The sequence below is a fragment of the Chitinophaga sp. Ak27 genome, from assembly GCF_012726295.1.
Taxonomy (GTDB): Bacteria; Bacteroidota; Bacteroidia; order Chitinophagales; family Chitinophagaceae; genus Chitinophaga.
Map to the genome: position 1 here is coordinate 287,884 of NZ_JABAOB010000005.1, position 26,643 is coordinate 314,526.

A 26,643-nucleotide genomic window follows, 5' to 3' on the forward strand; every position below is an offset into this window, starting at 1 on the left:
AGGTCAAAGATAGCTATTCGCAGCTATTGGCAGAAATGCAGCGGAGATATAAGCGTAGTTTATATTAAAACTTTGCCTATATCTCCGCCACGATTAATGAATAAAGATTTTATTCGTATTTACGCTTGATAAACCATTTATCACTAAGGGTAAAGCCTAATGATATCCGGTAAGTATTTTCCTTCAACACGGTTTGGTTGTTACCACGGTGCGCCACTTCAAAAGCAAGGTTGAGCATACTGTATTGATTGGAGTAAGGCATACGGCGTACCGGCAACCCCGCACCTACTGTAAAGCCCATCATTGGCATATTCTGGCCGGCCAGCTTCAGGTAATCCTGCCCATAGTAGGCGCCCAGGCGGTATGCCACCCTGTTCCAGTAGCCGCTGAGGGCAGTTGCATTTGGCACAAATTGTCCGCCTATCGCCAGCTTCCAGGCATTCTGTAAAGCAGAATCCTTTACTTCAAAGCTTTTAAAATTCTGCCATTGATTGGAAGTATAATCCACACCCACTGACCATTTATCGTATTTGCGGATCATAATACCGCCACCAAATTCTTCCGGGTAAACTACCTTACCTTTATTGCCCTTTACATAGCTTACCGTATCCTGGTTGGTATAGTTACCGGCGCCATTCGACATCAGCGTTTCATTCAGCATTTCCTGGCGGGCATTCATATTTTGTTTCATGCTACCAGTAACGCCAAAGGTCATATCCATTTCCTTATTCAGTTTAGCCCTGTATTGCAAACCCAGCTTATAAAAGAAGCTATTATAAGTAATACGGGTCATTTTATGGGAAGGGTAGGTGTTAGGATCGGGGAAGAATAAACGGGTGTTGTTTTCTACGTTACCGAAAAGATAGCCCAGGTTTACGCCAATGCTAAAATCGCCCACACGAACGCCCGTACCAGCATATAGTTGATAAAGGCCGCCACTGCCTTCATACTTGTTGGTAAGCGGCCATTTGGTAGTATCTCCGAAATTGCTGTTGAAGCCTTGTTGAATATTGTAAGATATCCTGGTAACCGGGCGCAGGCCCAGGTTGAGGCCCCACCTGTTTCTTACCAACGGAATACCTAACTGCAGGTAAGAGAGTGTTCCAAACCCGGAACTAAATTTAGCTCCCCGGTCAGTAATAGATTTTGCGCCGCCTTCAATGCCAACATCAAAAGTGGTTAATACCAGGCTGTAATAACTAGCCGGGTTCACAAAGTTTACTGCCTGAGGATCACTGTAAGCTTGAGAAACGCCCCCCATACCACGATTTACGGTATTCTGGTTGTTGTTCAAATCTCCTAATCCGTAGCGGGAATATGGTGAGTTCTCTTGTGCGCTAACTTTATTTGCCACCAGGAAAAAGGTGCCCAGCAAGCAAAGAATACTGACTTTTGTCCAATGCATTGAGTTACAGAATTGAGTTTAAGCCCTTATTCCTGTCAAATATGGGTCTGCAAATATCTACTTTTTAAAGCGGGAAGCAAAAAAAACCAAAAACCGACCTGTTAAATGCACGTTAAAGTTGGCTTAAAAAAGGCTTGAAATGCACTACAGGTAATCATATTATATATTTTATAAATTATCTGTAGATAAATTCCTGAAGTGTCCATTCAGTAATACCCGTTCCTTAAGGCGTTCCATTTCAGCCATCATTGGAATTACCTTGTGCAGATGGCGTTTCAGATATTCCAGACGCTGAGCTTCATAAAAAAGATGTAATAATTCATACTCTTCGTCCAGCGATAGTCCTGCATGGTGCGCCAGATCGTACGACAACAGCGCCGTATCTTCCTTTTTAAAGGATTTATGGATTTGCAGGATGGCATGTAATTCCCGTACACCATGCAATACTTCTTTCAGTAAGCGCTGATGGCTGCCCTCATTATTATCCGGATAATTTACAATGGCGCCAGTATACAACTTATCCGGTATTTCAGTGACCTGCTCCAATATTCGGAAAACCCGGTCACCCACTGTTACAATGTCCATTTCACCGGTCTCATACATTTTCTCTACTCTCTTTATCTGCACCAGTGTTCCATATTCCATTATTTTCTTATTTATCACTACCGGGATACCGAATGGCTTTTGCTCAGCGATGCAGGCAGCCACCAGCTGTTTGTAGCGCGGTTCAAAAACATGCAGGTTCAATTGTTCTCCCGGGTACACTACCACTCCAAGCGGAAATATGGAAATGAAATTTGTCATATCAGATTAGCCGTGTTTTGTTAAAGTTAAAAAATCATCCGGCAACTACCCAGCCAAAACACAGAAGCCCAGGGCAGTAGCCTTATATTAAATAAAAGGGATACCTTTATAGTTAACATTATTATGTTTTAGTAAACGTACTGACTCATACATACCTTAATAATACGTAACCGCTGTACACAGCGTTTCTCCATAAAGAACCGGGAGAGAAAATTACGTGAATATTTACCACTATAAAGTTTGGGCATGTACCAATCGTTAATAGATGGCCTGGCTGATAAAGACATTAAATCACTGGCCCGTTGCATTTCACTGGTTGAAAACGAAGCTGCTGGCTATGAACAGCTGCTGGAACAGCTCCCGGTAAACAACCATACCAAAGTGGTAGGCATTACCGGCCCTCCGGGAGCGGGCAAGAGCACCCTCGTTAATGCCCTGATCACCCAGTTGCTGGAACAAGAAAAAAGCGTAGCCATCATTGCTGTAGACCCGTCTTCACCTTTTAATTTTGGCGCTTTGCTGGGCGACCGGATAAGAATGAGTCAACACTTTAATGATCCCCATGTGTACATCCGCTCTATGGCCAGCAGAGGCGCCTTAGGAGGATTAAGTCCTAAGATCATTGAAGTTAGCGACTTGATTAAAGCAGCTGCCTTCGATTATCTTTTTATTGAAACAGTAGGCGTTGGACAAAGCGAAGTTGAAATTGCCGGCGTAGCAGATACTACCGTGGTGGTAGTAGTACCCGAAGCCGGTGATGAAATACAAACTATGAAAGCGGGCTTAATGGAGATAGCCGATATCTTTATTGTCAACAAAGCCGATCGCGACAACGCTGATATCTTTGCAAAAAACCTGCGCTTGCTGGCACACAGCAAGTATCACGGTAACTGGGAAATACCGGTCATCAAATCGGTAGCTACCCAACAGGAAGGTATACACGACATCATACGAGCCATCGAACAACATCATGCGCAGGTATCTCACCAACAACAAAGACATACACTGTTGCTGGCCGAAAAAGCATATCAACTCATACAGCACCGTCGTATGAAGGATATCTCCAAACAAGCTCTCCAGCAAGAGATACAACAACTGGTCAAGAAAAAGGCGTTTAACCTATACCGTTATATTTCTACCAAAAGTTAACTACGCATGTCATATGTTTCCCTGATTACACAAACTTATACCTGTGCGGCCAACGCCAAGAATGCGGCAGCTATGAAAGCCTATATGCGCGATCAGTTTGCGTTCCTGGGCATTAAAACACCCGAGCGCCGCCAGCTCAATAAAACACTCATTACCCAACATGGGCTTCCAGACATTCATGATATACCGGGTCTTATAAAATCGCTTTGGGAACTTCCTGAGCGTGAATACCAATATGCAGCAATCGACTTCCTGCAACAAATGCACAAGACACGGACACCTGATAACCTTCCGCTGATTGAATACATGATTACCCATAAGTCGTGGTGGGATACGGTGGATAGTACTGTATCCTGTGTAGCGGCCCCCTGGCTCAGAAAGTTTTCTTCTCAACAACCAGCTGTTACGAATAAATGGATTGCCAGTAACCATATGTGGCTACAACGGGCCGCTATTATTTTTCAGAACGGTTACAAACAACACACCAACGAAAAATTATTATATCGTTACATTAAAACACAGCTTCATTCTAAAGAATTCTTTATCCAGAAAGCAATTGGCTGGGCGTTGCGGGAGTATTCCAAAACAAATCCCGAGAGCGTACGCACCTTTGTAAATAGTACAGCATTAGCTCCACTGAGCAAGCGGGAAGCGCTCAGAAGAATAGAATAAATAATTTTTGCTACCTTTGCTGCATGCGTTTTACTTCATTCGGTATATCTCTCACTTACGCAGTATTTAATTACGGTCTCTGATCCGCAGAGAGCGGGTGTTTCATGCCCTTCCTTTTAATCTATTTTTCTTACTTTTTAAATTTAGTGTTATGCCTTGGTTATTCCTTGTCATTGGTGGACTATTTGAAATAGGCTTTACTATTTCATTAAAGTATTCTGAGAATTTTTCAAGGCTATGGCCTTCTCTCAGTTTCATAGCATGTATTTCTTTAAGCTTTTTCTTTCTGAATAAGGCCATCAACGGAGGACTCCCCATAGGCACCTCTTACGCGGTATGGACGGGCATTGGCGCAGCAGGTACTGCTATTGCCGGGATGATATTTTTTAAAGAGCCGGCAGCAGTATGGCGGCTATTTTTTCTCGCTTTGTTAATTGGCTCTATCATCGGTTTAAAGTTTGTATCGGGTCATGATTAACCGATACCTCATCAGCGCGAAGCATTGCTTTGCGCTGTTTTTTTCCGAATGCAGCGATTCCATAAGCGATGGTGCAAGCTATCAGTAAAGGTATAGCCGTGTTCATATCATGGGTTGCTTCTAATAGTAATATTACCGTGGTAAGTAATGTCCGCGAAGTACCTACCATCATTGCACCCATGCCTACCAGTACCAGGGTGCCGGAGTGTATTACTACAGATGGGAATAATAGCTGGATAACCACTCCCAACAACAAGCCCGTGGCGCCGCCAATCAGCAATAGGGGCGTAATGCCACTCCCTGTTTTATAGGCACTGGAGAAGAAAATCCATACCAGTAATTTTCCGGCAGCCAATGCGAATAAAATTGCCAGCGTAACGTGCGCCTGCAATAGGTCATCCAGATAATGCTCTCCTGTACCCAATATTCTGGGAGAAAAATATCCGGTTAGCGCCACCAGCAACACAGGAACTAACAAATACCAACGATTGCTATCTATTAGCTTTCCTAACCAATCATATAACCGGAGATATAACTTTGAAACAACCCTGCCCCATGCACCAACAATTAAGCCTACCACTGCGTATACCAATACTGCCGGCAAATTTGTTACCGGTGCTGCACTGATGGTAAAAACCGGCGCAGTACCCCGTAGCAGATAGCTGCCTGCAGCAGTAGTGGCTGCTGCCAGCACTATAGGAATGATCCCTGCCAATGTATATTCTGCTAAAAATACTTCCAACGCAAGTATGATGGATGCTACCGGTGCACCAAACAAATAGCCGAAAGCACTGGTCGCACCAACTATTAATAGCAGCTGTGATTCAGCTACCGTACAGCGGAACAGCTTGCCCAGCCAATTGCCGATAGCGCCATTTAGCATCATTGCCGGACTTTCGGCGCCCAATGGGCCACCCATGCCTATAGCCAGCGTAAGCCCGATAGCTTTCCCGAAAGCCTTGATTTGTTTTGAGAATATAGTTAGAAACAGGGCACCAACTACCGGCGCCAACATGATTAAAATACCCAGCTCACTATCTCCCGCTCCTGCTTCCAGATGTGACAGATTTCCATAAAATGTCAGGGAGGTAGTAGCCTGAATAGCCATTGTGATGCCTTTGGCGGCTGCTATGCCAATGATGGCAACTAATACGGCTATAGCGGATAACCGGAGGATCCTTGAGGATGTGATAGCTGCAGGCATTGACAGCAGGGGAAAGTCCGGGGTTATGTGAAGTCCCTTTTTATTGATGCGATGAAAGATATTAATCATGCGGTATTTTATAGTCCTTATGCTCAAAGCTATATTGTTCGCGTTACAATCACAAATAAACTTTTATTAATATATACTATTATTGAATTACAAAAGATATATAATATTTTTTTAGTTAGGTAACCTTATTATATTTGTAAGAACCATTCCTCATGAAAATCTAAATCACTACTTATGAATGACGCGCTGCGGCATAATCCGGCGGATTCCGGCTCTCCCTCTACGCCCGATGCACAAACCCTGGTCACTTTAAAAAGGATGCTGCTCTTCACTCATGAGGATGAGGAATACCTGCTGATGGCAGGTAATATCTTACTGGCGCACACAGAAGAGATTTTGGATGCCTGGTACGATCACATACTCAAAAATAATTATCTGGCGCATTACTTTACGAAAAATGGGGCGCCGGATGCAGATTATCTGCAACGCTTACGACCGCATTTCCGGCAATGGATTATAGATCTATGCAACCGGGGAGAGGGGAATGACTGGTGGCAGCTGGAAGAGCGCATTGTAGCGCAATTACATCCGGGTACGGGATTAGATCCTGTAAATGAATTGCCTTCCAGTTACTTGCGTTATTTATCTACGTTTATCTACCCGGTTGCAGAGGCGGGACGGCCTTTTCTGGGTGATAGCGGGTATCCACCTCAAACTACTGCGCGTATGCAGCAGGCCTGGTTTAAAGCTATTTGTTTCAGTGTATTACTATGGATATACCCTTCCGCCAGGCAGTTTACCTATGAGTAACCATCCCTTAAACCAGTTGTTATGACAGTTGCTGTTTTCGACACCTATGTAAAGAAAAAAGATGGAGGTTACCTTCATTTCGACATCATAGTTGACAAGTCTACTTGTTTCGAGGATGTTTTAGTGTATGGGAATAACTATCTGCGATCGAGAAAGGGGGAAACCTTGTCTGTTTCGCATAAAGACTGCCGCTTTTGCCATCTTACCGAAATCATTCCCCAATGGCAGGAACATATCTCCCAGCGGGGTTATTACATACATGAGCTGGAAGGATGTCACTAAAAATTGTTGAATAATCAGGAATGTCACTAATATGCTATTTCCCGCCATACATTAATATTGTACCTTGCCCCATTAACTATTAAGGACAGCAAGAAAATATGGGGAAAGTTTCCACATTCAGCCCCGCACAGCAGGCAGAAAACACATCTAGCAAAGTAGTGGCCTCCCTGGAGCGACTATCAGAGGCCTTCCGCGTACTATTATGGCAGGAGGCTACACAGTATGGGCTTAGTCCCATACAGATTCAGGTACTTACTTTTTTACTGCACTATCCAGAGGAGCAGCGTACCGTTACAACTTTGGCATCGCACTTTAACATGACCAAAGCCACTATCAGTGATGCAGTGAAATCTTTAGAGCAAAAGAACTACCTGACCCGTAAAGCAAGTCTCACCGACACCCGTAGTCACACTTTACACCTGGTAAAGGAAGGCAGGGCGGTAGCAAAAAAAGTAGAACTGTTTGCGGCACCATTACAGGAAACAGTGGAGCAACTGTCTTCCAAAGACCAAAGCACATTGCTGGAGCAGCTGATGCAGCTGATTTACCAGCTTAACCAACAGGAAGTGATTTCTTCACAGCCTATGTGTTTCAATTGCCAGCATTATGCCATGAAAAAGGGGCATTACTGCAATCTGTTGAAAATATCCCTAAACCAAGGCGGTTTGCGGGTAGATTGTCCGGTATTTGAACTTCGGGAAGAGTAGCTGTTATTATTGTACAACTGGTATTTGCAACTGGCAGGTCATTTCATTATCTCCGGCCACGAAGCCAAACTGTTCGTATAATAAACGTCCGTCTTTGCTGGTATGCAGGCTTACCTTACCAGTATTACGTTTCCGGGCTTCTTCAAGAATTTTTTCAAGCAGGTATTTTGCAATGCCCTTCCGTCGGAAAGCGGGAAGTGTATATACATTCAAAATATAGGCAACTTTGCCTTCAAGGTTGTGGTATAGTGGCGGCTGATTATAAAAAATAATGCCGGCACTTGCCACTACCTTGCCTTCTGCTTCTGCGATCCAGTTTACAAAGCTGTCGGCTCTGAGATGCTCGGCGAGGTACATATTAAGATGTGCTGTGAGGGTATGATCCTGAGCGGAATCGGCTTTAGGGTATACTTCTTTCAGAAACTTCAGCCGCAATGTAATCAGCTGCGGGATATCACTTATATCCGCCTTTCTGTAGGTAATCATAGTTGTTAAGGGTTATACTTTATCAGGCTTCCTTATTACTTTTCCACCACCTGAAAGCCAGGAAACCAATAATTATCAGGGGGGTTAAAGCCAACATCAAAATACCGTTATTCAGGCCTTTAGCAGGGCCTTCGCCCAGCTGCTGCGCTGTTTTTGTGCAAAGTGAACACTGTGCCATTACTGACCCGCTCATCATCATCAAAACACTTGTTAACAAAAACAAACCTGCCTTTTTCATAGTACTTATCGTTTGATGCTACAAAATTAGGATATCCCGTTTAAAAAATCTCCTTAATTATATTAGTGGTAATAAGGAGAAATCATAATGTATACAATGACACCGGTTACGGCCACGTAAAACCAAAGCGGCCAGGTAATACGGGCAATTTTGCGGTGACGGGGAACGTCGTTCTGGAATCCGCGCAGCAGGGTAAAGAGCACTAATGGTACTATAATACCGGCTAGCAGGATATGTGTGAGCAATAAGAAATAGTAAAAGTAGCGGATACCTCCGAGGGCAGCTTTCTCTGCCATATCCAGCACACCATTATGGTCGATATCTCCGAAACGGGTTTCAGGCGCCAGGGCATGATACGTAACATAAGACAACAGGAAAATGGCGGACAAGGCCACTGCGATCAGGTTGGCAGTTTTATGCGCTTTTACGTATTTGTTCTTGATAAAGTAGAGGCTGGCCAGTAACAATACTGCAGTAGTAGTATTGAGAATAGCATGGAACAGGGGCAGTATCCGGATATCGAATCCAGGATGCAGGTCTGGCTTGGGTAAAACGAACAATAACGCCACCAGCGCCGGGATGGCAATGGAAACGATCGTAATGGGCGTATTGAGGTTTTTATTTTTTAGTTCCATGTCTTTAAAATATATAAGGGTGAATAAAGAAAGGTGAACACCCTTTCCTTATTCACCCTTCACTTAAAATCATCAATTATTTTTCTCCGGAGAATAACTTCTTAAGAAAGGCTATAAATCCTGGCCGGTGTCTTTCCTTTGCCAGGTGGAGAATGGCGATATCGCCGGCCACCTTTTTAATCGCATTGGAATCCAAACCATTATAGTATCCCCTGATATTCCCGTTTTTATCAATCAACACCAGCTTTTCCGTGTGTATGAAATCATCCGGGCCTCCATCTCCTTTTGTTACCGAAACAAAAAAGTCGTTTCTGGCCAGGTCATAGATTTCTTTTTTACTACCGGTAAGCAACCACCAGTTATCTGGATTTACCTGGTAATCATATGCGTACTTACGCAGTTTGTCTACCGTATCCCTTTCCGGGTCTACTGAGAAAGAGAGGATCTGGAGTAAAGAATCATTCTTTACATAGGCTCCCTGGATCTTCTTCAGATTTTTGGTAAGCGTAGGACAGATACTTGGACAGGAGGTAAAGAAGAAATCAACTAATAACACTTTTCCTTCCATGTCTTTGAGACTTACCTGTTGGCCGAGTTGGTTGGTGAGGTGGAAGTCTCTGATCTTATGAAAAACGGTATCGTAGGAAACTTTACCATTTTCATGGATCGTATCTATTCTTTCAGGGATATAGTATCCTGGTACTGGCACTACATTCTTTCCATAGTGATCTACGATGAGATAACCCAAAAGCGGCACCAGAATAGCCAATGAAACTCCTAATATAGCCCTGCGAGAAATGGTCCTTGAATTTATATATGAATTAAACGTGTCCTGGCTTTACAGCGGGTCCTACTTTAGGTGTTTCCACCGGTGTACCTGGTTTCAGGTCTTTCCTCATATTCTTCCAGGAGTCGCCTTCATACAGGAATGCAACGATAAACCAGATGAACAGTAACAAAGGTATCAAGATTGTCATGATCAGGTTTTTGATTTCATGACCCAGGTGCATAAATTCAGCCACGATATAGAAGGCTTTCACAACGGTAAGGCCGATGAATATTGCATTCAGCACTACTCTTGGGAGGAAACCATATTCCAGGTGTAAAAATGCAAGACCTACTTCCACTAAGGTGATACACAACAGGATCCAGAACGTTCTCCAGATAGATTTAGTAGACGAATCAACATGTGCAGTTTCGTGTCCTGCTGCAGTGTGTGTATGCTCCATTACTATTTAAATTAAATAAATGCTAAAAATCAGATTCCAAATAATCAATAATCCATCTTGTCTTAGAGCAGGTAGAAGCAGGTGAATACGAATACCCAAACCAGATCTACGAAGTGCCAGTACAGTCCTACCTTTTCCACCATTTCGTAATGGCCTCTTTGATCGTAAGTACCTTTCAGTACGTTGGCGAGGATTACGATATTGAGGATAACACCGGAGGTAACGTGTAATCCGTGGAATCCTGTGATGGTAAAGAAGAAGTTGGTGAAGTTGGTAGAAGCCTGTGTACCATCTGCATTGACGAAAGGATTACGACCCCACCATGCACCTTCGTGGAACAGGTGTGTCCATTCCCATGCCTGGCAGCTCAGGAAGGCGAAACCACCAATGATAGTCAGTAGGAGCCATTTAGCCACTGCTTTCCTATCTCTCATGTGACCAGCGTGTACCGCCAGTACCATGGTTACAGAACTCATGATGAGAATGAAGGTCATTAAGCTCACGAACATCAGCGGCAATTCGGCATGGCCCATGCCAGGAAATGATTTGAACACTTCATTCGGATCAGGCCAGGATGGGCTGGAAAACCGGATGGTACCATATGCTATCAATAATGCGCCGAATGTGAACGCATCTGACATCAGGAAGTACCACATCATCAACTTGCCATAGCTCACATTAAAGGGAGAATATCCTCCGGCCCACCATTTTTTCTTCGCTGTAACTGCTGTATCCATTGTTAGTTTTATAAAATTTTACAAAGTTTATCTGGCGATACTTAAAAAAATTAACAGGTAAATCCACAATACATCCACGAAATGCCAGTAGGTAGCGGCTACTTCAATGGGTACTGCGCTGTAGGTGCGTATGCGGGTTCTGTAAGCCCGGCCAAACATAACGAGCAGTGCAACTACACCACCCAGTACGTGCAGCATATGCACGCCTACGATAACATAAATAAAAGAGGCAGAAACAGGCCCGTTAAGGGGAAGTCCCATTGCCTTTAACTGAGAAAATCCTATCCATTGACAAACAGCAAACACCACACCCAGTATAGCTGTAAGCGTAATTAACTGTTTATAGCGTTGCATATTCCTTTCTTTAAATTGCTTTAAAGCCAGGTGAATGGTCAAGCTGCTTGTTAAAATCACTGCAGTAGATATCCAGAAAATATGTGGCAGTTCAAATGCCAGCCAATTTGCCTGGGATCTTTTAACAATGTAAGCACTGGTAAACCCGATAAACATCATAGTGATGCTGCCCATAGCAATCCATAGGGAATATTTATGCGGATGTATTTTCTTACGTTGTTCTAATGTCATAGTATCCATCACTCCTCTTTTCATTTTAAGCTTTGTCCAGTAGCTGTGCCAGCTGAACAATAGTCAGATAAATATAAGATCCGAACATCAGCTTGCGTGCTGCTGGTACATCATTCTTTCTGTAGAGGTTGATTGCCCTGTAGAGGAAGAATATACCAGCGAGAATAGCCACTATTGCAGAGATACTGCCTGTAATTTTCAGGAGGTAAGGCGCTACACCGGCAGGAATCAGCAACAAGGTGTACGTGGCTGCCTGTAAGGCGGTGTACTTGTTGGGTTCGCCGCTACCAGGCAACATTTTAAAGCCTGCCCTCGCGTAATCTTTATATGCAATCCAGGCGATGGCCCAGAAATGCGGGAATTGCCATAAAAACTGGATGGCAAATAAAGACCAGCCACCTAAACTCAGGTTATCGGCCCCTGCTGCCCAACCAATTAATAAAGGCATAGCTCCGGGAAACGCGCCTACCAATACTGCCAGTGAGTTCCATTTCTTCCAGGGGGTGTATAGAAAAGCATACATCACCAAAGAAACCAGGCTCAGCAGGGCAGAAAGGAGGTTAAAACAGTATCCCATTACAAAGATACCAGCCAACCCGGTTACAGTTGCTAATATCACCGCCTCACTCACGTTCATCCGCCCGGAAGGCAATGGACGTACAGCAGTACGGGCCATTAGTTTATCTGTTTCCCTTTCCCATATCTGGTTAATGGTATTGGCTGATCCGGAAACCAGCAAACCACCAGCGAATAATAAAAGAACTTTTACTAAGTTAAACTCCACGCCAGGTACAAGCAGATAGCCTACTACTGACGAAAATACCACCATAAAGGTGAGATTAAACTTCATCAGCTGAGAGTAATCCTTCACCTTGCTAGCTACTGCATACGATGACGACAATTTTATGGAGTTTTCTTGCAACATTTTTTTTCTAGCCACATTCCGGGTTTAAGTCCGGAGCAAATTTACAAACATCACTGTGAACAAAATCCCGGGAGGAAGATTTTTCGCCTTCCTACCGGAATTCTGACAATTATATTAGTGTACTTCTTCGTTAGGACCGATCGGCTCAGTTTGCGGGATGAAATCTCTTCCATCCTTGCTATAATCATAAGCCCAACGATACACCTCAGGAATTTCACCAGGCCAGTTACCGTGACCAGCATGGATTGGCGTAGTCCATTCCAGGGAAGTTGCGTTCCATGGATTCAGGGTAGTCATCTTTCTACCTTTGAATATGCTATAGAAGAAGTTGAATACGAACAACAGTTGCACTGCAAACACCAGGATTACCACGATGGTGATGAATTCGTTCAGACCACCGAATTGTTTGAACGAAGCCCAGTTAGATACATCATAGTATCTTCTTGGCATACCCGCCATACCTTCGTAGTGCATTGGCCAGAAGATGAGGTAAGCACCTACCATGGTTACCCAGAAGTGGATATAACCAATGGTAGAATTCATGAAACGACCATACAATTTAGGGAACCAGTGGTAAATACCGGCGAACATACCAAAGAATGCAGATACACCCATTACAATGTGGAAGTGGGCGATCACAAACATGGTATCATGCAGGTGAATATCGATAGAAGAGTTACCTAACCAGATACCTGTTAAACCGCCGGAGATGAAAGTGCTCACAAAACCGATAGAAAACAGGGAAGCAGGTGTAAAGTTGATATTACCTTTCCAGATAGTAGTGATCCAGTTAAATACCTTGATAGCAGACGGTACCGCGATTAACAAGGTTAAGAGTACGAAGAATGCACCCAGGAACGGATTCAGACCTGTTACGAACATATGGTGTGCCCAAACCAGGAAGGCCAGGATACAGATAGCGAACAGGGAACCGATCATCGCCAGGTAACCGAAGATAGGTTTGCGGGAACTAACCGCCAGTACTTCAGATACCATACCCATGGCTGGGAGGATGATGATGTATACTTCAGGGTGACCTAAGAACCAGAATAAATGTTGATAGAGGATAGCGCTACCACCTTCGTTAGCTAAAGCTTTACCGGCGATAAAGATATCAGACAGGTAGAAGCTGGTACCAGCGTGACGGTCCATCAGCAGCAGGATAAAGCCCGACAGCAATACAGGGAAGGACAGTACACCCAGGATAGCGGTGAAGAAGAATGACCAGATAGTTAATGGCATTTTAGTCATTGCCATACCTTTGGTACGCATATTCAGGATAGTAGAGATGTAGTTCAAACCGCCGAGCAGCTGAGAAACAACGAACAGTGCCATACTGGTCAACCACAGATCCACCCCTATTTTAGAACCGATAGACGCGTCGCCCAAAGCACTCAGTGGCGGATACATTGTCCAACCTCCGGAAGCAGGGCCTGTTTGAACGAACAGGGATGCCATCATTACCAGGCTGGCCAGGAAGAAGAACCAATAGCTCAGACAGTTCATGAAAGGAGAGGCCATATCACGCGCACCTACCTGCAAAGGAATCAGCAGGTTAGAGAAGGTACCGCTCAAACCGGCAGTTAATACAAAGAATACCAGGATGGTACCATGCATGGTTACCAGTGCATAGTAAGCTTCCGCTGTAATGCGGCCACCTTTAGCCCAATGACCCAGGATGCTTTCCAGCCATGGGAAAGTTGCATCGGGAAAACCAAGTTGCAAACGGAACAGAACAGAGAAGAAAGCACCAATGATAGCCCAAACGATACCAGTAATCAGGAATTGTTTGGCGATCATTTTGTGATCCATGCTGAACACATATTTCGAGATGAAACTGTCTTCATGGTGGTGCTCATGATCATGATGATCATGTGCTCCGTGCATTACCTCCTGTTGACTGTGCAATGTTGCTTCGTTACTCATAATCGGTTCGATTTATTATAAACTAACGCCCGGGAAGTATCGTCGTTTGTCAGTTTGTCTTTATTGTTTTTAATTGTACTCCGTCAAAAATTCTTCTACACAAAATTAAGCTTACTTAGTAACAGCAGCTACTACTTTTTGTGTGCTGTCTGCCTTAGGGGCTCCGGCCGGAGCTGCTGTATCAGCGTGGGTCAGACTGTATGTTGATTTTTGTTTGGCTGCCCAGGCGTCAAATTCTTCCTGAGTTTCTACTACGATCACACCTCTCATAGAGTAGTGGCCGCTACCGCACATCTGATCACATGAAATTTCATATGTGAAATCCGGGTTACCGGTCTTTTCTTTCATTTGTTTGGTGGTGTACTTAGGAGTAAACCAGAGGGTAGTAGGAATACCAGGTACAGCATCCATTTTCATACGGAAGTGAGGTAAACCTACGTCGTGGATAACATCGCGGGAACCGATGATGAATTTAACCGGCTTGCCCACTACCAGGTGAACTTCGGTAGGCATAAAGTCGTCCTTGTTCAACGGATCGTTCCAATCCATACCCAGCTCATTACCAGCACCCGGATCGATGGCTTTAAAGTCGCGGCGACCCAGCTGACCATCTTTACCGGGGTAACGGAAGATCCAGTTAAACTGTTTACCGGTTACTTCTACTACCTGTGCATCTTTCGGAGCATCGGAAGTCAGTTGGAACCAGTGTTTCAGACCAAAAGCTACCAGAACGGTCAGCGCAATGGCTGGAATAACGGTCCAGATAACTTCCAGTTTGTTATTGTGTGGGAAATAGAAAGCTTTACGACCTTCTTTTTCCTGGTATTTAAATGCAAACCAGAACAACAGGATCTGGGTAATAACGAACACAATACCGGTGATGGCCAGTGTTACGTAAATGAGGGTATCAACACCTTCGCCTTGTACTGAAGCAGATTCGCCCAGGATTTTGCCTTTCAGCAAATCATTACAGTAGTACACGCCTATAAGCCCCAGCACCAGGAATGCTATCAGCAGGAAACCATTTATACGGTTGCTTTGCTCACGCGCTTTCTTTTCTCCCTTCAATATGGACACATATTCGCTCGCCTTCGCAATCTGGAAGATGACTATGAATATGAGAACAACAACTAAGACTGCTAAAAATCCTGACATTGCTATATGAAATAATTAAGTTATCTAATGCTTTTCTTTTGCCTAATCTCCGTTATCACCTAATTAGGTGTGGTGAACGATACTTTCCTTCAGGTAAGGATGGTTTTTGGGAACCAGTGCAGCCTTCGTCAGTTGATTAGCAACCAGGAAGATGATCAGTCCTACAAAACCAAGTCCGAGTCCGAATTCAAACCATGGGAATACCAGGTCTTTCACGGTACCGGGGGATACCATTTGCCAGAAATCCAGCCAGTGACCGAAGATGATCACGATAGCGATGAATACAATGGCAGTATAGTTACGTTTAGTGTCCCTTTTCATCAGGAACAGTAACGGTGTAACAAAGTTGATCAGGAGATTGAGGAAGAAAATTGGTCTCCACTGGCCCCAAACGCGAGGTTGGAAGTATTCTGTTTCTTCCGGCATGTTAGCGTACCAGATCAGCATGTACTGGGAGAACCAGAGGTAAGTCCAGAAGATACTGAATGCAAACATGAATTTACCCAGGTCATGCAGATGTTCTTCGGTTACGAAGGTCAGGTAGCCATGTTTTTTCAGGTATACTACAAAGAGGGAGATCAGTGCCAGACCTGAAACCCAGGTACTTGCGAAAGTGTACCAGCTGTACATGGTAGAGAACCAGTGTGCATCGATACTCATTAACCAGATCCATGGAGTGGTAGAACCAACGCTGAGGGTGAAAACTACCAGGAAGGCGCCGCAAACAACGGTATTTCTCCAGAGCAGCTTGCGGCCGGTTTCAGGGCGCAGATCCCATCCATCTTCTTCGATAGACATTTTACGGAGTCTCACAGTAAAGAATACCCAGAGGCCTAGTGTAAGAATAGTAGCGATGGTAAAGAATCCTTTGTTCAGGAAAGCAGATTTCCAGGTAAGGACTTTATCTTCCGCAACGTGGTGAGGATTTACCCAGTGGTAGATATCATCTCTTCCGCCAAATACGAGAATCATTACTACTACAAATAAGATGGCAGCCAGAACAGGCACAGCCATTGAAATAGCTTCAGGAACGCGGCGGAACGCGATTTGCCAACCACCATGTGCGAGGGTAGTAGCAGCGATAAAAAAGGTGCTTGCCAATGTAATCAGCAAAAAGAAGCTGCTGTTTTGCAACAGACCGGCCCAAAACCGTGTCGAGTGTTCGCCTCTAAACGCAACTAATCCGATCAATAACGTCAGCAAGCCCACGCCCATTAACACGAAGCTGGTTTTTTTTAATCTTGCCGGTACTACAAATTGGTCTTTCATTACTGTATATTAAAATACTTGATTGAAATTCAGTTTTAACTCATTATTTGGATGCTACTACAGCAGCAGCGCTGTCTTTAGCAGGAGCCGCAGCCGGGGCGGCAGCGCCAGGCTGTTTACTTCTGATATAAGCAGCCACTTTCCAGCGTTGTTCCCTGTCGAGCTGGCTGGCATAGCTACCCATCATGTTAAAGCCATAGGTCATTACATGGAACAGGCGGCCTTCTGTATAACCGGATTTAGCACCGGCTACCAGGTTGGCAGGAGCGGCAGAGAATGGCCCTTCACCACCTTTGTAGAGGGGACCGTTGCCATCCAGTGCGGTACCGTGGCAGATACCGCAATAGATATTAAATAAACGTTCGCCTTCTTTCAGATCAGTTGGCGTAATAGTTAATGGATTTTTCACCAGATTAGCCAGCGCCGTATCTGATTCTTTCAGATGGTATGGCAAAAGTTCACCTCTTTTTACTGTTCCTTCCACTGGCTTCAGGCCTGACAAACGAGCACTGTAAAATTCGTACGCACGGGATTCATACATGTCTGGCATATAAATCCTGCCGGGCTTTCTGTTATGCTCCCCTCTATTACAGGCTGCCAGGAAAGCTCCAGTTGCCAATGCGGCTACAATCAATATGTTGGAAGTCCTTTTCATCAGAAATTATTTATCTAGCTTTCATTAGTTCTTGCTTGCTCAAATCCTAATGTCGCAACTGTATATTTTAGCTGTTAATTATAATTAAGCGTTTGTGGTCTGAATCTTACGGAGATAAGGCTCATCGTCCTTATCCCATCTTCCGAACCACCAACCGGCTTCAGCTTTCTGCTCATTGATATCCTGAGCACCAGCAGCAGCGAGGAAGCTTTTCACTTCTTCTGCATTGGTTTTTTCGGTTACTTCTATCACCATTACAAATTTATCATCTGTTTGTCTGGGATGGAAGATGTGCTTCTTTACAAACGGCATCAGCTGGCAGAGGTAACAGAAAGTGTATACCATCCCAACTGCAGCAAATAATACTGTCAGCTCGAAAGTAATAGGAATAAATGCTGGTAATGGAAAATGCGGCTTACCACCAATATTCAGCGGCCAATCCACATTAAATACCCAGCTCATAAAGGATAATGCTGTAGTGGTACCGGTGATACCGTATATGAAACCGGCTGTGTGCAGGCTGGTTTCTCTTAAACCCATTGCATGATCGAGGCCGTGAACAGGAAAAGGAGTGTATACATCGTGCAATTTGTAACCAGCAGTACGTACTTTCTTCACTGCCGGGAACAACACTGCCTCATCGTCAAACAAGCCTACAACAAATTTTTTAACAGCCATATATTTAAAAATTCAAATTCCAGTTAATAAATCTCTTGATTCGTCTAATTAGTGTGCGTGAGCTACGTCATGTGCAAATTTCTCTGCACTCTCTTCTTCGTATACCACCATTTTCTCCTTGAAATTCTCACCGGAAGTCTTCAGGATAGACTTGATTTCCGCTAAGGCAATTACAGGGAAGTATTTAGCGAACAGGAAATAGCAGGTAAAGAACAGACCAAATGTGCCCATGTAGAAACCTACTTCAGGCCAGGATGGACGATAGTAAGACCAGCTGGATGGCAGGTAATCGCGATACAGGGAAGTACAGATGATTACGAAACGCTCAAACCACATACCGATGTTTACGATGATAGACATTACGAAAGTCACCGCTACGCTTCTTCTCATTTTACGGAACCAAAATACCTGCGGAGTGATTACGTTACAAGTCATCATGATCCAGTAAGACCAACCCAGCGGACCGGCAGCGCGGTATTTGAAGAAAGTGGCAAACTCATAAGGGTTAGCACCATACCATGCCATGAATAACTCAGTCAGGTAAGCGCAACCTACTACAGAACCTGTCAGTACAATTACCTTGTTCATGGCTTCCATGTGACCCAGGGTAATGTATTCTTCCAGTTTTAATATTTTACGTGTAATGATCAGCAGTGTTTGTACCATCGCAAATCCGGAGAAGATCGCACCCGCCACGAAGTAAGGAGGGAAGATGGTAGTATGCCAACCAGGAATTACAGAGGTAGCAAAGTCAAAAGATACGATCGTGTGTACAGACAGTACCAGTGGAGTAGCCAAACCAGCCAGTACGAGAGACAGTGCCTCATGACGTTGCCAGTGTTTGGTAGAACCTGTCCAGCCGAAAGCCGCTATACCATATAACAGCTTACGCAATTTGGTTTTAGCTCTGTCACGTACGCTGGCGAAATCTGGTAATAAACCAGAATACCAGAACAACAGGGACACGGTAAAATAAGTAGAGATCGCAAATACGTCCCAGAGAAGCGGAGAGTTAAAGTTAACCCATACCGGACCGCGGGTGTTAGGGTAAGGCAGGATGAAGAACGCCATCCATACGCGACCCATGTGAATAATCGGGAACTGGCCGGCGCACATTACCGCGAAGATGGTCATCGCTTCTGCCGCACGGTTTACCCCTGTACGCCAACCCTGGCGGAACAGGAGGAGGATGGCGGAGATCAAGGTACCGGCGTGACCAATACCTACCCACCATACGAAGTTGGTAATATCCCAACCCCAACCAATGGTTTTATTCAGGTTCCATACTCCGACACCGAAATAAATCTGCCAAAACACGGAGAAGGCACCAAAGCCCAACAGTGCGAGGGAGATGAAAAAGCCTACATACCACAGTGTTCCGGGCTTCCCTTCAATGGGACTAATGATATCTTCCGTTACCTGGTGATAATCCTTAACCCCGTCTACCAAAGGTTCTCTCAGTGTGGATTCGTATTTTAAATGCATATTCTATAAGCTTTTAGCTGCTAGCTTCTAGCTACTAGCCTTGTCTTTTGTTATGATCTCAGATTCTGTAACTTCTTTCTGTCTTTATCTCTTAACGATAACCGGTTAAGATCTCTTACGCGTGATGCGCTTCTTCCTTATGAGCAGCTTCTTTCTCTGCTTTAGGAGCGGCATCCTTGTTTCTGATCTTAGCCAGGTAGCTGATAGAAGGCAGTACGTGTGTTTCTTCCAACACATAGTACATTCTGTCTACCTGCTGTTCGTTGCGGATCTTATAGATTTCGCTATTCTTGTCGTTGATGTTACCAAATACGATCGCATCAGCGCCGCAAGCTTGTTGGCAGGCCGTTTTAGCAGCTCCATCTTTCAATGGGTGACCAGCTTTCTTCGCATCCAGCTTAGCTTCTTGCAGACGTTGTACGCAGAAAGAACATTTTTCCATCACACCACGGCTACGAACCACTACATCCGGGTTCAGTACCATACGGGTGAGGTTATCGTTCATATCCGCAACATCGTACAAGTTGTTTTCGAAGCTATCAGCACCATTCCAGTCTCTCCAGTTGAGGCGACGTACTTTATAAGGACAGTTGTTAGCGCAGTAACGGGTACCGATACAACGGTTATAAGCCATCTGGTTAATACCTTCAGAGCTGTGGTTGGTAGCACCTACCGGGCAAACGTTTTCGCAAGGAGCGTTATCACAGTGCTGGCAAAGCATTGGCTGGAATACTACTTCCGGATTTTCGTCATCACCGCTGAAATAACGGTCGATACGGATCCAGTGCATTTCGTGCCCTTTCGCTACTTCTTCCCGACCTACAACAGATACGTTGTTTTCCGCCTGGCAGGCAATGGTACAAGCACCACAACCAAAGCAGGTGTTCAGATCGATAGACATACCCCATTTGATACCAGGGTAGCTATAGTTAGGGTACAGGGTAGCATCCTTGCGGAAGTCGGCGCCGAATTTCTTCAGTTCCAGTCTGTCCTCGTTTACTTCCTTAGGGTTCTTAATGAACTCTTCCAGGGTAGTTTCTTTAACGATAGGACGACCTTCGTAGCTATTATGTGTTTGAGTTGAAGCAACAATTTCTTTTGTGCCGGTAGCTTCTGCGGTAGCATCTGTTGTGAAATAGTCGAAAGTCTGACCATTAAAGCTTACAAATGGATAAGCATTTACGCCTACACCGCCAGCAGCTCTACCTGTTTTTTCACTACGGCCATAACCTACTGCAACAGCGATTACGTCTGGATGTATACCCGGAACAATCAGCAATGGCAATTCGATTTCTTTACCGTTAGATTTAATTTTGAGTACTTTCTTTTCAGCGTTGATTTCGTAGTCATCGCCTAATTGTGTAGAGAAAGTTTTAGCCAGCTTGTTGGAGATACAAGCGTAGTTGCCCCAGGTTGCACGGGTAATAGGATCCGGCATTTCCTGTAACCATGGGTTGTTAGCGAGTTTACCGCTACCGATGGCTACTTTTTCGTAGAGTACTAATTCTAATTTACCGCCCTTCTTAGCGCTGTTGATTTTAGCAGCGGCGCCGGCAACATCACCGGAGAAAGAGGCGCCACCTAAAGCTGGAGCAGTGGTTGGCTCAATAACACCGTCCTGCAGTGCTTTGTCCCAACCTTCCTGGCCACCCAGTTTGGATATCCATTCATTTTTCAGGTAGTCTGCCCATGGCGTGGTATTACCAGCCCAGGTCAGGAGGCTATCCTGGATAGCGCGTGTTTTAAACAGCGGCAGGATAGTAGGCTGTCCGAAGCTATAGTATCCGGTTCTACCTTCTGCATCGTTCCATGCTTCCAGGAAGTGATGATCAGGTGCTACATATTTACACAACTCAGTTGTTTCATCAGCTCTTTCGTTGAAAGAAACTGCCAGTTTCACTTTGCCCAGACCGGCTGCAAATTGCTTGGCATCGAAATAGTCGTAAGCCGGGTTAACGCCATAAACCAGTACCGCACCGATGCTGCCTGCGTTCATATCGCTTACCAGTTTCGCCATATCTGCATCACTACCCTGACGGTAGTTGGATGGAGAAGCGAAATCGATCGTAGTACCGTTAGCACCGATGGCATTGTTAATGGCGTTTACGATGATCTGTACATTCACATCGTTGGAACCACTTACCACCAGGGCTTTACCGTTATTTTCCTTCAGCGCTTTAGCCGCTTTCTGAATACCATCTGCAACACGTTTGTCGGCAATGGCAGGAGCAGTAACGCTACCACCTACCGCCGCCAGCAGTGCCAGTGCAATAGCACCGGTTTCAGAAGGTCTGTGTGTATATCTTTCATCCGCGTTCGCACCGGTAAGGCTCATCGTGCTTTCGAACTGGAAGAGTTTGGACATTTCCGGTTTCTGTGCATTGATCTTACGGGTCTGTGCAAATTGGCGGGCGTATTCAACCGGGTTCAGCCAGGTTCCGAGGAAATCAGCGCCCAGACCTACTACTACCTTTGCATTTTCAAAGTGGTAGGAAGGGATTACTCTTTTACCGTAGGAAGTTTCGTTGGCTTGCAGCATACCTGCATAAGAAACAGCATCGTATACTACGTGACGGGAGTTAGGATATTTAGCCAGGAACTCGCCTATTACTTTTTTGGTAGTAGGACTGAGTACAGTGCTGCTTAATAAAACAACAGGAGCACCGCCTAAACCGGCCAGTGCTGCACCTACTTGTTTATCCAGTTCTGCCCAGGTAGTTTCCGAACCGGCGATAGACGGGAAGCGGAGACGGGCAGTATCATACAGGCTCAGTACAGCACCCTGTACTTTAGCGGAAGTAGATCCCTGGGTGATAGAAGATAAAGTATTTCCTTCCAATTTGATAGGACGACCTTCGCGGGTTTTCACCACTACTGGTACATATTCACCATCAATAGCATAAGAAGAAGCATAATAATTGGCTACTCCCGGGGTGATTTCTTCCGGTTTATTTACATACGGAATAGCTTTCTTTACCGGTGTTTCACAGCTGGCAGCGATGGCTGCAGCAGCGGTGGTGAACCCCAGATATTTCAGAAAATCCCTACGGGGGGTAGTAGCATTCAACAGGCCTTCACTCTCGAACGGTAGTTCTTCACTGAATTCGTTCTTCACAATTTCCTGATGCGCATCGGTATTGTGCAACTCCTCCAAGCCTTTCCAATACTTTTTTTGCTCCATGTTATATTAACGAGTTACGTTTATAAATTTTGATATCTTCTGATTAAGAGAAAATCTCTCTAAATCCAACCTAGTAGTGACATTTTTGACATTCAGTACCACCTACCATTTCAACAGTTACGCTATCGATCTTCTTATCTTTAATATCCTGATGAAGCTTTTCGAAGATGCTGTAATAGTTGTTGTCAGCAAACTGCACTTTAGTAGTACGGTGACAGTTAATACACCATCCCATAGAGAGGTCGGCGAACTGATGAACTTCGTCCATTTCGTTGATGGCGCCGTGGCAGGTTTGACATTGTTGTTGACCAGCTACTACGTGTTGAGAGTGGTTAAAGTAAACGTGGTCTGGCAGGTTGTGGATTTTAGTCCATTCGATAGGTCTTCCTGGCTTGGTATATTTACCAGCATTAGGATCCCAGCCTACGTAGTCGTATAATTTTGCGATTTCGGCAGTACCATCCACCTTCTTACCTTCTGCAGTTACCAGCTCATAAGTACCGGAGTACTCTTTAATCGCTTTGTGGCAGTTCATACAGATATTCTCAGAAGGAATCATGGCATGTTTACTCTTCTCAGCACCAGCGTGGCAATACAAACAATTGATCTGGTTGATACCTGCGTGTACTTTGTGGCTGTAGAAGATGGGTTGCTCCGGCATATAGTCTTTCTGACGACCCAGGCCAATTGCGCCATTGATAGTGAAGTAACCGCCTACCATGAAGAGCACGAGGATAATCAGTGCGAGGTAAGCTTTGTTTTTGTAGAAAGGAACAGGATCCGGAGTAAGTACGCCCTCTTTATCGCCAGCCAGCTTATTCAGGTTGCTGTTGATTTGCATGAGGATCAGCGCTACTACTGCGAGAATCAGGGTAATGATACCAAACAGTAAGCTGTTATCATTGCCTTTTTCAGTACCGCCTTCAGGCTGACCTTCTGGTTTTGGACCAGCAGTAGCAGGCCCTTTGGAGCCTTCCACTTTAATATAAGCCAGGATGTCGTCGATGTCCTCGTTGGATAACTGAGGAAACGCGGTCATCGCGGTCTTATTGAACTCATTAAAGAGGTCATTAGCATACTTGTCCCCTGTGGCCAGTACAGAAGCAGAGTTGTGGATCCACTGGTGCAATAATTTCTTATCGGGCCAGCGATCTTCTACTCCCGCCAATGCAGGACCTGTCAGCTTTTTGTGGACATTGTGGCATGAGGCGCAATTTGTCTGGAATGTTGCTTTACCCTTTGCTGGATCTGCAGCCTTAACTGAAGAAAAAGGAATTACTATACTAGCGCATAGAATAAGCACACTCACAAAATGCTTGCGCAAAAGAATGGAAACACGACGATACACAGCCTATATAGTTTAGATTTGACCTAAAGTTTCTTAAAAGTGCCAGCAAAAATAAGACAGAATGTTGACAATTTACCAACAATTAAAAAAATTTATTGTCTTATTGCCGCTCGTTTTGGGCTCGTTTTTTTAGTGGCAATTGTGCTGTAAGTCTTTATGCTGGCCTATTTTAACGTTTTACCGAATATATCTTTCAAAACTTATTATTTTGATTGAAAGTTCGATTCCCCTGTGGAGGCTCGTCTACATCATAATAGGGGGCAAGGTTTGCGAGGATATAATTATAATATATGTAGATGAAAACAAAATAGTGACCCCCTATATCCTCCCGAACTTACACAATATAATATATTATCCCGCTACCTGGTTAATTTCTCCGAGAGTCGTTAATTTTACCTAATAACCTGCCGATAGGCCATAATGTTCACGCCTCAATTAAAAAACTACTCCATGAAACAACATTTTCTACTACCTGCTCTGTTTGTCGCCCTGGCAGCCTGTAACAATAATACGGCTGACCACCAGGCTCAAAATACCCAAAAAAATAAGCCCGGCGTAACCGCCCTCCCCATCACTGGCACTTACCAGGGTACATTGCCCTGTGCCGACTGCCCCGGCATGGACTACCAGATAAGCCTGTATGATGACCATACTTTCAGCGAACTTGTTGCCTACCAGGGCAGAGGACAAGAGGTAGCCACCGTAGAAACCGGCAGCTGGCGGCAAACCTCCGATTCCACTGTAATAATCCATAAAAAAACAGATAGCAGCTCCTTCCTCGCCGCTGAAGGGAAATTGCTACTGCTCGATACCAAAGGGAAACGTATCGAAGGTGTACTGGCCAGCAACTATGTGCTGAAACCGGTGGAAGGAGGCGACAGGCGCGCCCTCCTCGCTGCCAAGCTGAAATCAGGCATCCGCTTTACTGCCAATGGCAACGAACCCGGCTGGCAATTGGACATCGATAACCGGAAAATCTACTTTCACACTATGAATGGCGACAGTCTGCAGGCAACTTTGCCCCCTCCGCGCCCTAATTCCGACACTTTAAAAGTATATACCACTCCACAGATTACCATCAGCATCCGGAATACCATATGCTCCGATGACATGAGCGGGATCATGCGGCCCAATACCGTACAAGTCCAGTTAAAAGAAAAAACCTACCAGGGCTGCGGGGAATTCCTGAAATAAAATGAATACCCCTGATATCTTTATATCATGATACCATGATATAAAGATATCAGGCCGCAATTATGTAATTTTGCACCCTTAAAAGGAATCAATTGAAAAATATTGCCATATTCGCTTCGGGTGCAGGTAGCAACGCTCAGAAAATTATTGATCATCTCAGGAACTCAGATAAGGGCAGGGTATCCCTGATTGTGTGCAACAAACCAGGAGCTGGCGTCTTGCAAATCGCTGAACGGGAAGGTATCCCCAGCGTGCTCATAGAAAAAGATGATTTTTTCCGTTCTGATAAATATATACAGCTATTAAAGGAACAACAGATCGACCTGGTGGTATTGGCCGGCTTTTTATGGAAAATACCCGCCAACCTGGTGCAGGCATTTCCTAATCGTATCATTAATATACACCCGGCATTGCTACCCAAATTTGGGGGCAAAGGTATGTATGGACATTTTGTGCATGAAGCAGTCGTATTGGCCGGAGAAAAGGAAAGTGGCATTACTATTCACTACGTCAATGAAAAATATGACGATGGGGAAACGATCCTCCAGGAGCGCTGCGTGGTTACGCCCGAAGATACTCCCGAAACCGTAGCCAGCAAGGTACAAGCCCTCGAGCATCAATGGTTTCCGGTAATTGTGGAACGATTATTGACCAGTTTATAAACTACGGCATACCGCCACGATCAAGGTACTTAAGCCAGTCTAACCCTTACAACTGTATGAAAAAGACACTGCTATTACTATGGTTGTCCTGCTCACTATTTTTCGCATCCTATGCACAGGAAACGAAAACAAAGGTGGGTAAAAACGCCTACCTGAAAGTGAATCCTACCACATTAATTAATGAGTTAGATATATACCTGGAACAGGAGCTTTCTGACAAATTCAGCCTGGAAGTAGGAATAAGCGGTATCTATACAGACTATCCTGACTATGTGCTCGCCAAAAAAGTAGACTTCGGCCAGAAAAAGCCGGATATCAGCACCGAACAATTTGTAGATGGACGCGGACTTGGCTTCAGAGTGGGTATGCGTTGGTACCTGGTATCTCCGGATATGGACATGGCGCCGGTTAGAGCAGCCGGTACCTATTTCGAACCTATCTTGTTCTACAAAAAAGTATTCTATCCCAACCAGGACAATACCATCAGCAATGTAACCTATACCGACTCCGGCGACAAATCAGTAGTCGGGCTACAGCTGTTGATAGGCCGCCAGTTCAAAAAAGACCGCTTTCTCCTCGACCCATTCATTGGTATCGGCATACGCAGTAAAATCTACAATTACAACACTTATCATTTCGATGCCAACAATAACGTATCCTTGAATAACGGCAAACTGGTGAGTATACTCCCCAGCTTACAGGTAGGGATCAAAATGGGACTCAAGCTGTGGTAAC

At 44.7% G+C, this 26,643-nt stretch carries 28 protein-coding genes; 9 read left to right on the plus strand and 19 right to left on the minus strand.

Annotated elements, in window-relative coordinates; translation table 11 throughout:
• Positions 1–109 precede the first annotated feature (109 nt).
• Positions 110–1,405, minus strand: a complete 1,296-nt coding sequence (locus HGH90_RS18560) for a hypothetical protein (protein WP_169191693.1) — start codon at positions 1,403–1,405, stop codon at positions 110–112.
• A 168-nt stretch (positions 1,406–1,573) separates the two neighbouring features.
• The gene (locus tag HGH90_RS18565) at positions 1,574–2,209 is read right to left on the minus strand and encodes an LON peptidase substrate-binding domain-containing protein (protein ID WP_168764763.1); all 636 of its coding nucleotides are present in this window, start codon (positions 2,207–2,209) and stop codon (positions 1,574–1,576) included.
• A 246-nt stretch (positions 2,210–2,455) separates the two neighbouring features.
• Between HGH90_RS18565 and meaB the strand changes: the two genes are divergently transcribed.
• The 3 genes from meaB to HGH90_RS18580 all read left to right on the plus strand — a co-directional run bounded on the left by meaB (position 2,456) and on the right by HGH90_RS18580 (position 4,508).
• Positions 2,456–3,358, plus strand: a complete 903-nt coding sequence (meaB, locus tag HGH90_RS18570) for a methylmalonyl Co-A mutase-associated GTPase MeaB (RefSeq protein WP_168764764.1) — start codon at positions 2,456–2,458, stop codon at positions 3,356–3,358.
• Positions 3,359–3,364: 6 nt separating this feature from the next.
• Positions 3,365–4,030, plus strand: a complete 666-nt coding sequence (locus HGH90_RS18575; protein ID WP_169191694.1) for a DNA alkylation repair protein — start codon at positions 3,365–3,367, stop codon at positions 4,028–4,030.
• Positions 4,031–4,181: 151 nt separating this feature from the next.
• The gene (locus HGH90_RS18580) at positions 4,182–4,508 is read left to right on the plus strand and encodes a DMT family transporter (protein WP_168764766.1); all 327 of its coding nucleotides are present in this window, start codon (positions 4,182–4,184) and stop codon (positions 4,506–4,508) included.
• On the opposite strand, the gene HGH90_RS18585 is transcribed toward HGH90_RS18580, so the two are convergent.
• The gene (locus HGH90_RS18585; protein WP_168764767.1) at positions 4,474–5,781 is read right to left on the minus strand and encodes a chloride channel protein; all 1,308 of its coding nucleotides are present in this window, start codon (positions 5,779–5,781) and stop codon (positions 4,474–4,476) included. The genes HGH90_RS18580 and HGH90_RS18585 overlap by 35 nt on opposite strands.
• A 174-nt stretch (positions 5,782–5,955) precedes the next feature.
• Between HGH90_RS18585 and HGH90_RS18590 the strand changes: the two genes are divergently transcribed.
• From HGH90_RS18590 to HGH90_RS18600, 3 genes are all read left to right on the plus strand, one after another.
• Positions 5,956–6,531, plus strand: a complete 576-nt coding sequence (locus HGH90_RS18590; protein ID WP_168764768.1) for a protoglobin domain-containing protein — start codon at positions 5,956–5,958, stop codon at positions 6,529–6,531.
• Between the two features lie 21 nt (positions 6,532–6,552).
• Positions 6,553–6,813: a DUF2024 family protein gene (locus tag HGH90_RS18595; protein WP_168764769.1), complete on the plus strand. Its 261-nt coding sequence runs from the start codon at positions 6,553–6,555 to the stop codon at positions 6,811–6,813.
• A 98-nt stretch (positions 6,814–6,911) separates the two neighbouring features.
• A complete protein-coding gene (locus tag HGH90_RS18600) occupies positions 6,912–7,520 on the plus strand; it encodes a MarR family winged helix-turn-helix transcriptional regulator (protein WP_168764770.1) in 609 nt (202 codons plus the stop codon).
• 6 nt (positions 7,521–7,526) lie between these two features.
• On the opposite strand, the gene HGH90_RS18605 is transcribed toward HGH90_RS18600, so the two are convergent.
• The 16 genes from HGH90_RS18605 to HGH90_RS18680 all read right to left on the minus strand — a co-directional run bounded on the left by HGH90_RS18605 (position 7,527) and on the right by HGH90_RS18680 (position 24,052).
• Positions 7,527–8,006, minus strand: a complete 480-nt coding sequence (locus HGH90_RS18605; RefSeq protein WP_168764771.1) for a GNAT family N-acetyltransferase — start codon at positions 8,004–8,006, stop codon at positions 7,527–7,529.
• Positions 8,007–8,028: 22 nt separating this feature from the next.
• Entirely contained in the window at positions 8,029–8,244 is a 216-nt protein-coding gene (locus tag HGH90_RS18610) for a hypothetical protein (RefSeq protein ID WP_169191633.1), read from the minus strand.
• 62 nt (positions 8,245–8,306) lie between these two features.
• Positions 8,307–8,879, minus strand: coding sequence for a DUF420 domain-containing protein (locus tag HGH90_RS18615; RefSeq protein ID WP_168764772.1), 573 nt, complete (start codon positions 8,877–8,879; stop codon positions 8,307–8,309).
• Between the two features lie 76 nt (positions 8,880–8,955).
• Positions 8,956–9,648: an SCO family protein gene (locus HGH90_RS18620; protein ID WP_168764773.1), complete on the minus strand. Its 693-nt coding sequence runs from the start codon at positions 9,646–9,648 to the stop codon at positions 8,956–8,958.
• Between the two features lie 52 nt (positions 9,649–9,700).
• Positions 9,701–10,108 carry a cytochrome C oxidase subunit IV family protein gene (locus HGH90_RS18625; RefSeq protein ID WP_168764774.1) on the minus strand — a complete coding sequence of 136 codons (408 nt, stop codon included), beginning with the start codon at positions 10,106–10,108 and terminating at the stop codon, positions 9,701–9,703.
• A 62-nt stretch (positions 10,109–10,170) separates the two neighbouring features.
• On the minus strand, positions 10,171–10,845 hold the full coding sequence (locus tag HGH90_RS18630; RefSeq protein WP_168738517.1) for a cytochrome c oxidase subunit 3: 675 nt from the start codon (positions 10,843–10,845) through the stop codon (positions 10,171–10,173).
• 27 nt (positions 10,846–10,872) lie between these two features.
• Entirely contained in the window at positions 10,873–11,454 is a 582-nt protein-coding gene (locus tag HGH90_RS18635; RefSeq protein ID WP_247679905.1) for a heme-copper oxidase subunit III, read from the minus strand.
• Position 11,455: 1 nt separating this feature from the next.
• Positions 11,456–12,331: a heme o synthase gene (gene cyoE / locus HGH90_RS18640; RefSeq protein WP_247679906.1), complete on the minus strand. Its 876-nt coding sequence runs from the start codon at positions 12,329–12,331 to the stop codon at positions 11,456–11,458.
• Between the two features lie 138 nt (positions 12,332–12,469).
• A complete protein-coding gene (locus HGH90_RS18645; protein ID WP_168764775.1) occupies positions 12,470–14,281 on the minus strand; it encodes a cbb3-type cytochrome c oxidase subunit I in 1,812 nt (603 codons plus the stop codon).
• Between the two features lie 111 nt (positions 14,282–14,392).
• Positions 14,393–15,436, minus strand: a complete 1,044-nt coding sequence (locus tag HGH90_RS18650; protein WP_168764776.1) for a cytochrome c oxidase subunit II — start codon at positions 15,434–15,436, stop codon at positions 14,393–14,395.
• Between the two features lie 63 nt (positions 15,437–15,499).
• Entirely contained in the window at positions 15,500–16,705 is a 1,206-nt protein-coding gene (locus HGH90_RS18655) for a quinol:cytochrome C oxidoreductase (protein WP_168764777.1), read from the minus strand.
• Between the two features lie 43 nt (positions 16,706–16,748).
• The gene (locus HGH90_RS18660; protein WP_168764778.1) at positions 16,749–17,360 is read right to left on the minus strand and encodes a c-type cytochrome; all 612 of its coding nucleotides are present in this window, start codon (positions 17,358–17,360) and stop codon (positions 16,749–16,751) included.
• Between the two features lie 84 nt (positions 17,361–17,444).
• The gene (locus HGH90_RS18665; protein ID WP_169191695.1) at positions 17,445–18,038 is read right to left on the minus strand and encodes a DUF3341 domain-containing protein; all 594 of its coding nucleotides are present in this window, start codon (positions 18,036–18,038) and stop codon (positions 17,445–17,447) included.
• Between the two features lie 48 nt (positions 18,039–18,086).
• The gene (gene nrfD, locus HGH90_RS18670) at positions 18,087–19,523 is read right to left on the minus strand and encodes an NrfD/PsrC family molybdoenzyme membrane anchor subunit (protein ID WP_168738510.1); all 1,437 of its coding nucleotides are present in this window, start codon (positions 19,521–19,523) and stop codon (positions 18,087–18,089) included.
• Between the two features lie 115 nt (positions 19,524–19,638).
• Positions 19,639–22,704 (minus strand): TAT-variant-translocated molybdopterin oxidoreductase, encoded by a 3,066-nt coding sequence (locus tag HGH90_RS18675; protein WP_168764780.1) that lies wholly within the window; start codon positions 22,702–22,704, stop codon positions 19,639–19,641.
• Positions 22,705–22,774: 70 nt separating this feature from the next.
• Positions 22,775–24,052 (minus strand): c-type cytochrome, encoded by a 1,278-nt coding sequence (locus HGH90_RS18680; protein WP_317166162.1) that lies wholly within the window; start codon positions 24,050–24,052, stop codon positions 22,775–22,777.
• 450 nt (positions 24,053–24,502) lie between these two features.
• Between HGH90_RS18680 and HGH90_RS18685 the strand changes: the two genes are divergently transcribed.
• The 3 genes from HGH90_RS18685 (at position 24,503) to HGH90_RS18695 (ending at position 26,642) form a co-directional block, all read left to right on the plus strand.
• Entirely contained in the window at positions 24,503–25,246 is a 744-nt protein-coding gene (locus HGH90_RS18685; protein WP_169191696.1) for a copper resistance protein NlpE N-terminal domain-containing protein, read from the plus strand.
• 92 nt (positions 25,247–25,338) lie between these two features.
• Entirely contained in the window at positions 25,339–25,908 is a 570-nt protein-coding gene (gene purN, locus HGH90_RS18690) for a phosphoribosylglycinamide formyltransferase (protein WP_168764782.1), read from the plus strand.
• A gap of 56 nt (positions 25,909–25,964) precedes the next feature.
• A complete protein-coding gene (locus tag HGH90_RS18695) occupies positions 25,965–26,642 on the plus strand; it encodes a hypothetical protein (RefSeq protein ID WP_145662664.1) in 678 nt (225 codons plus the stop codon).
• The last annotated feature ends 1 nt before the right edge of the window (position 26,643 follow it).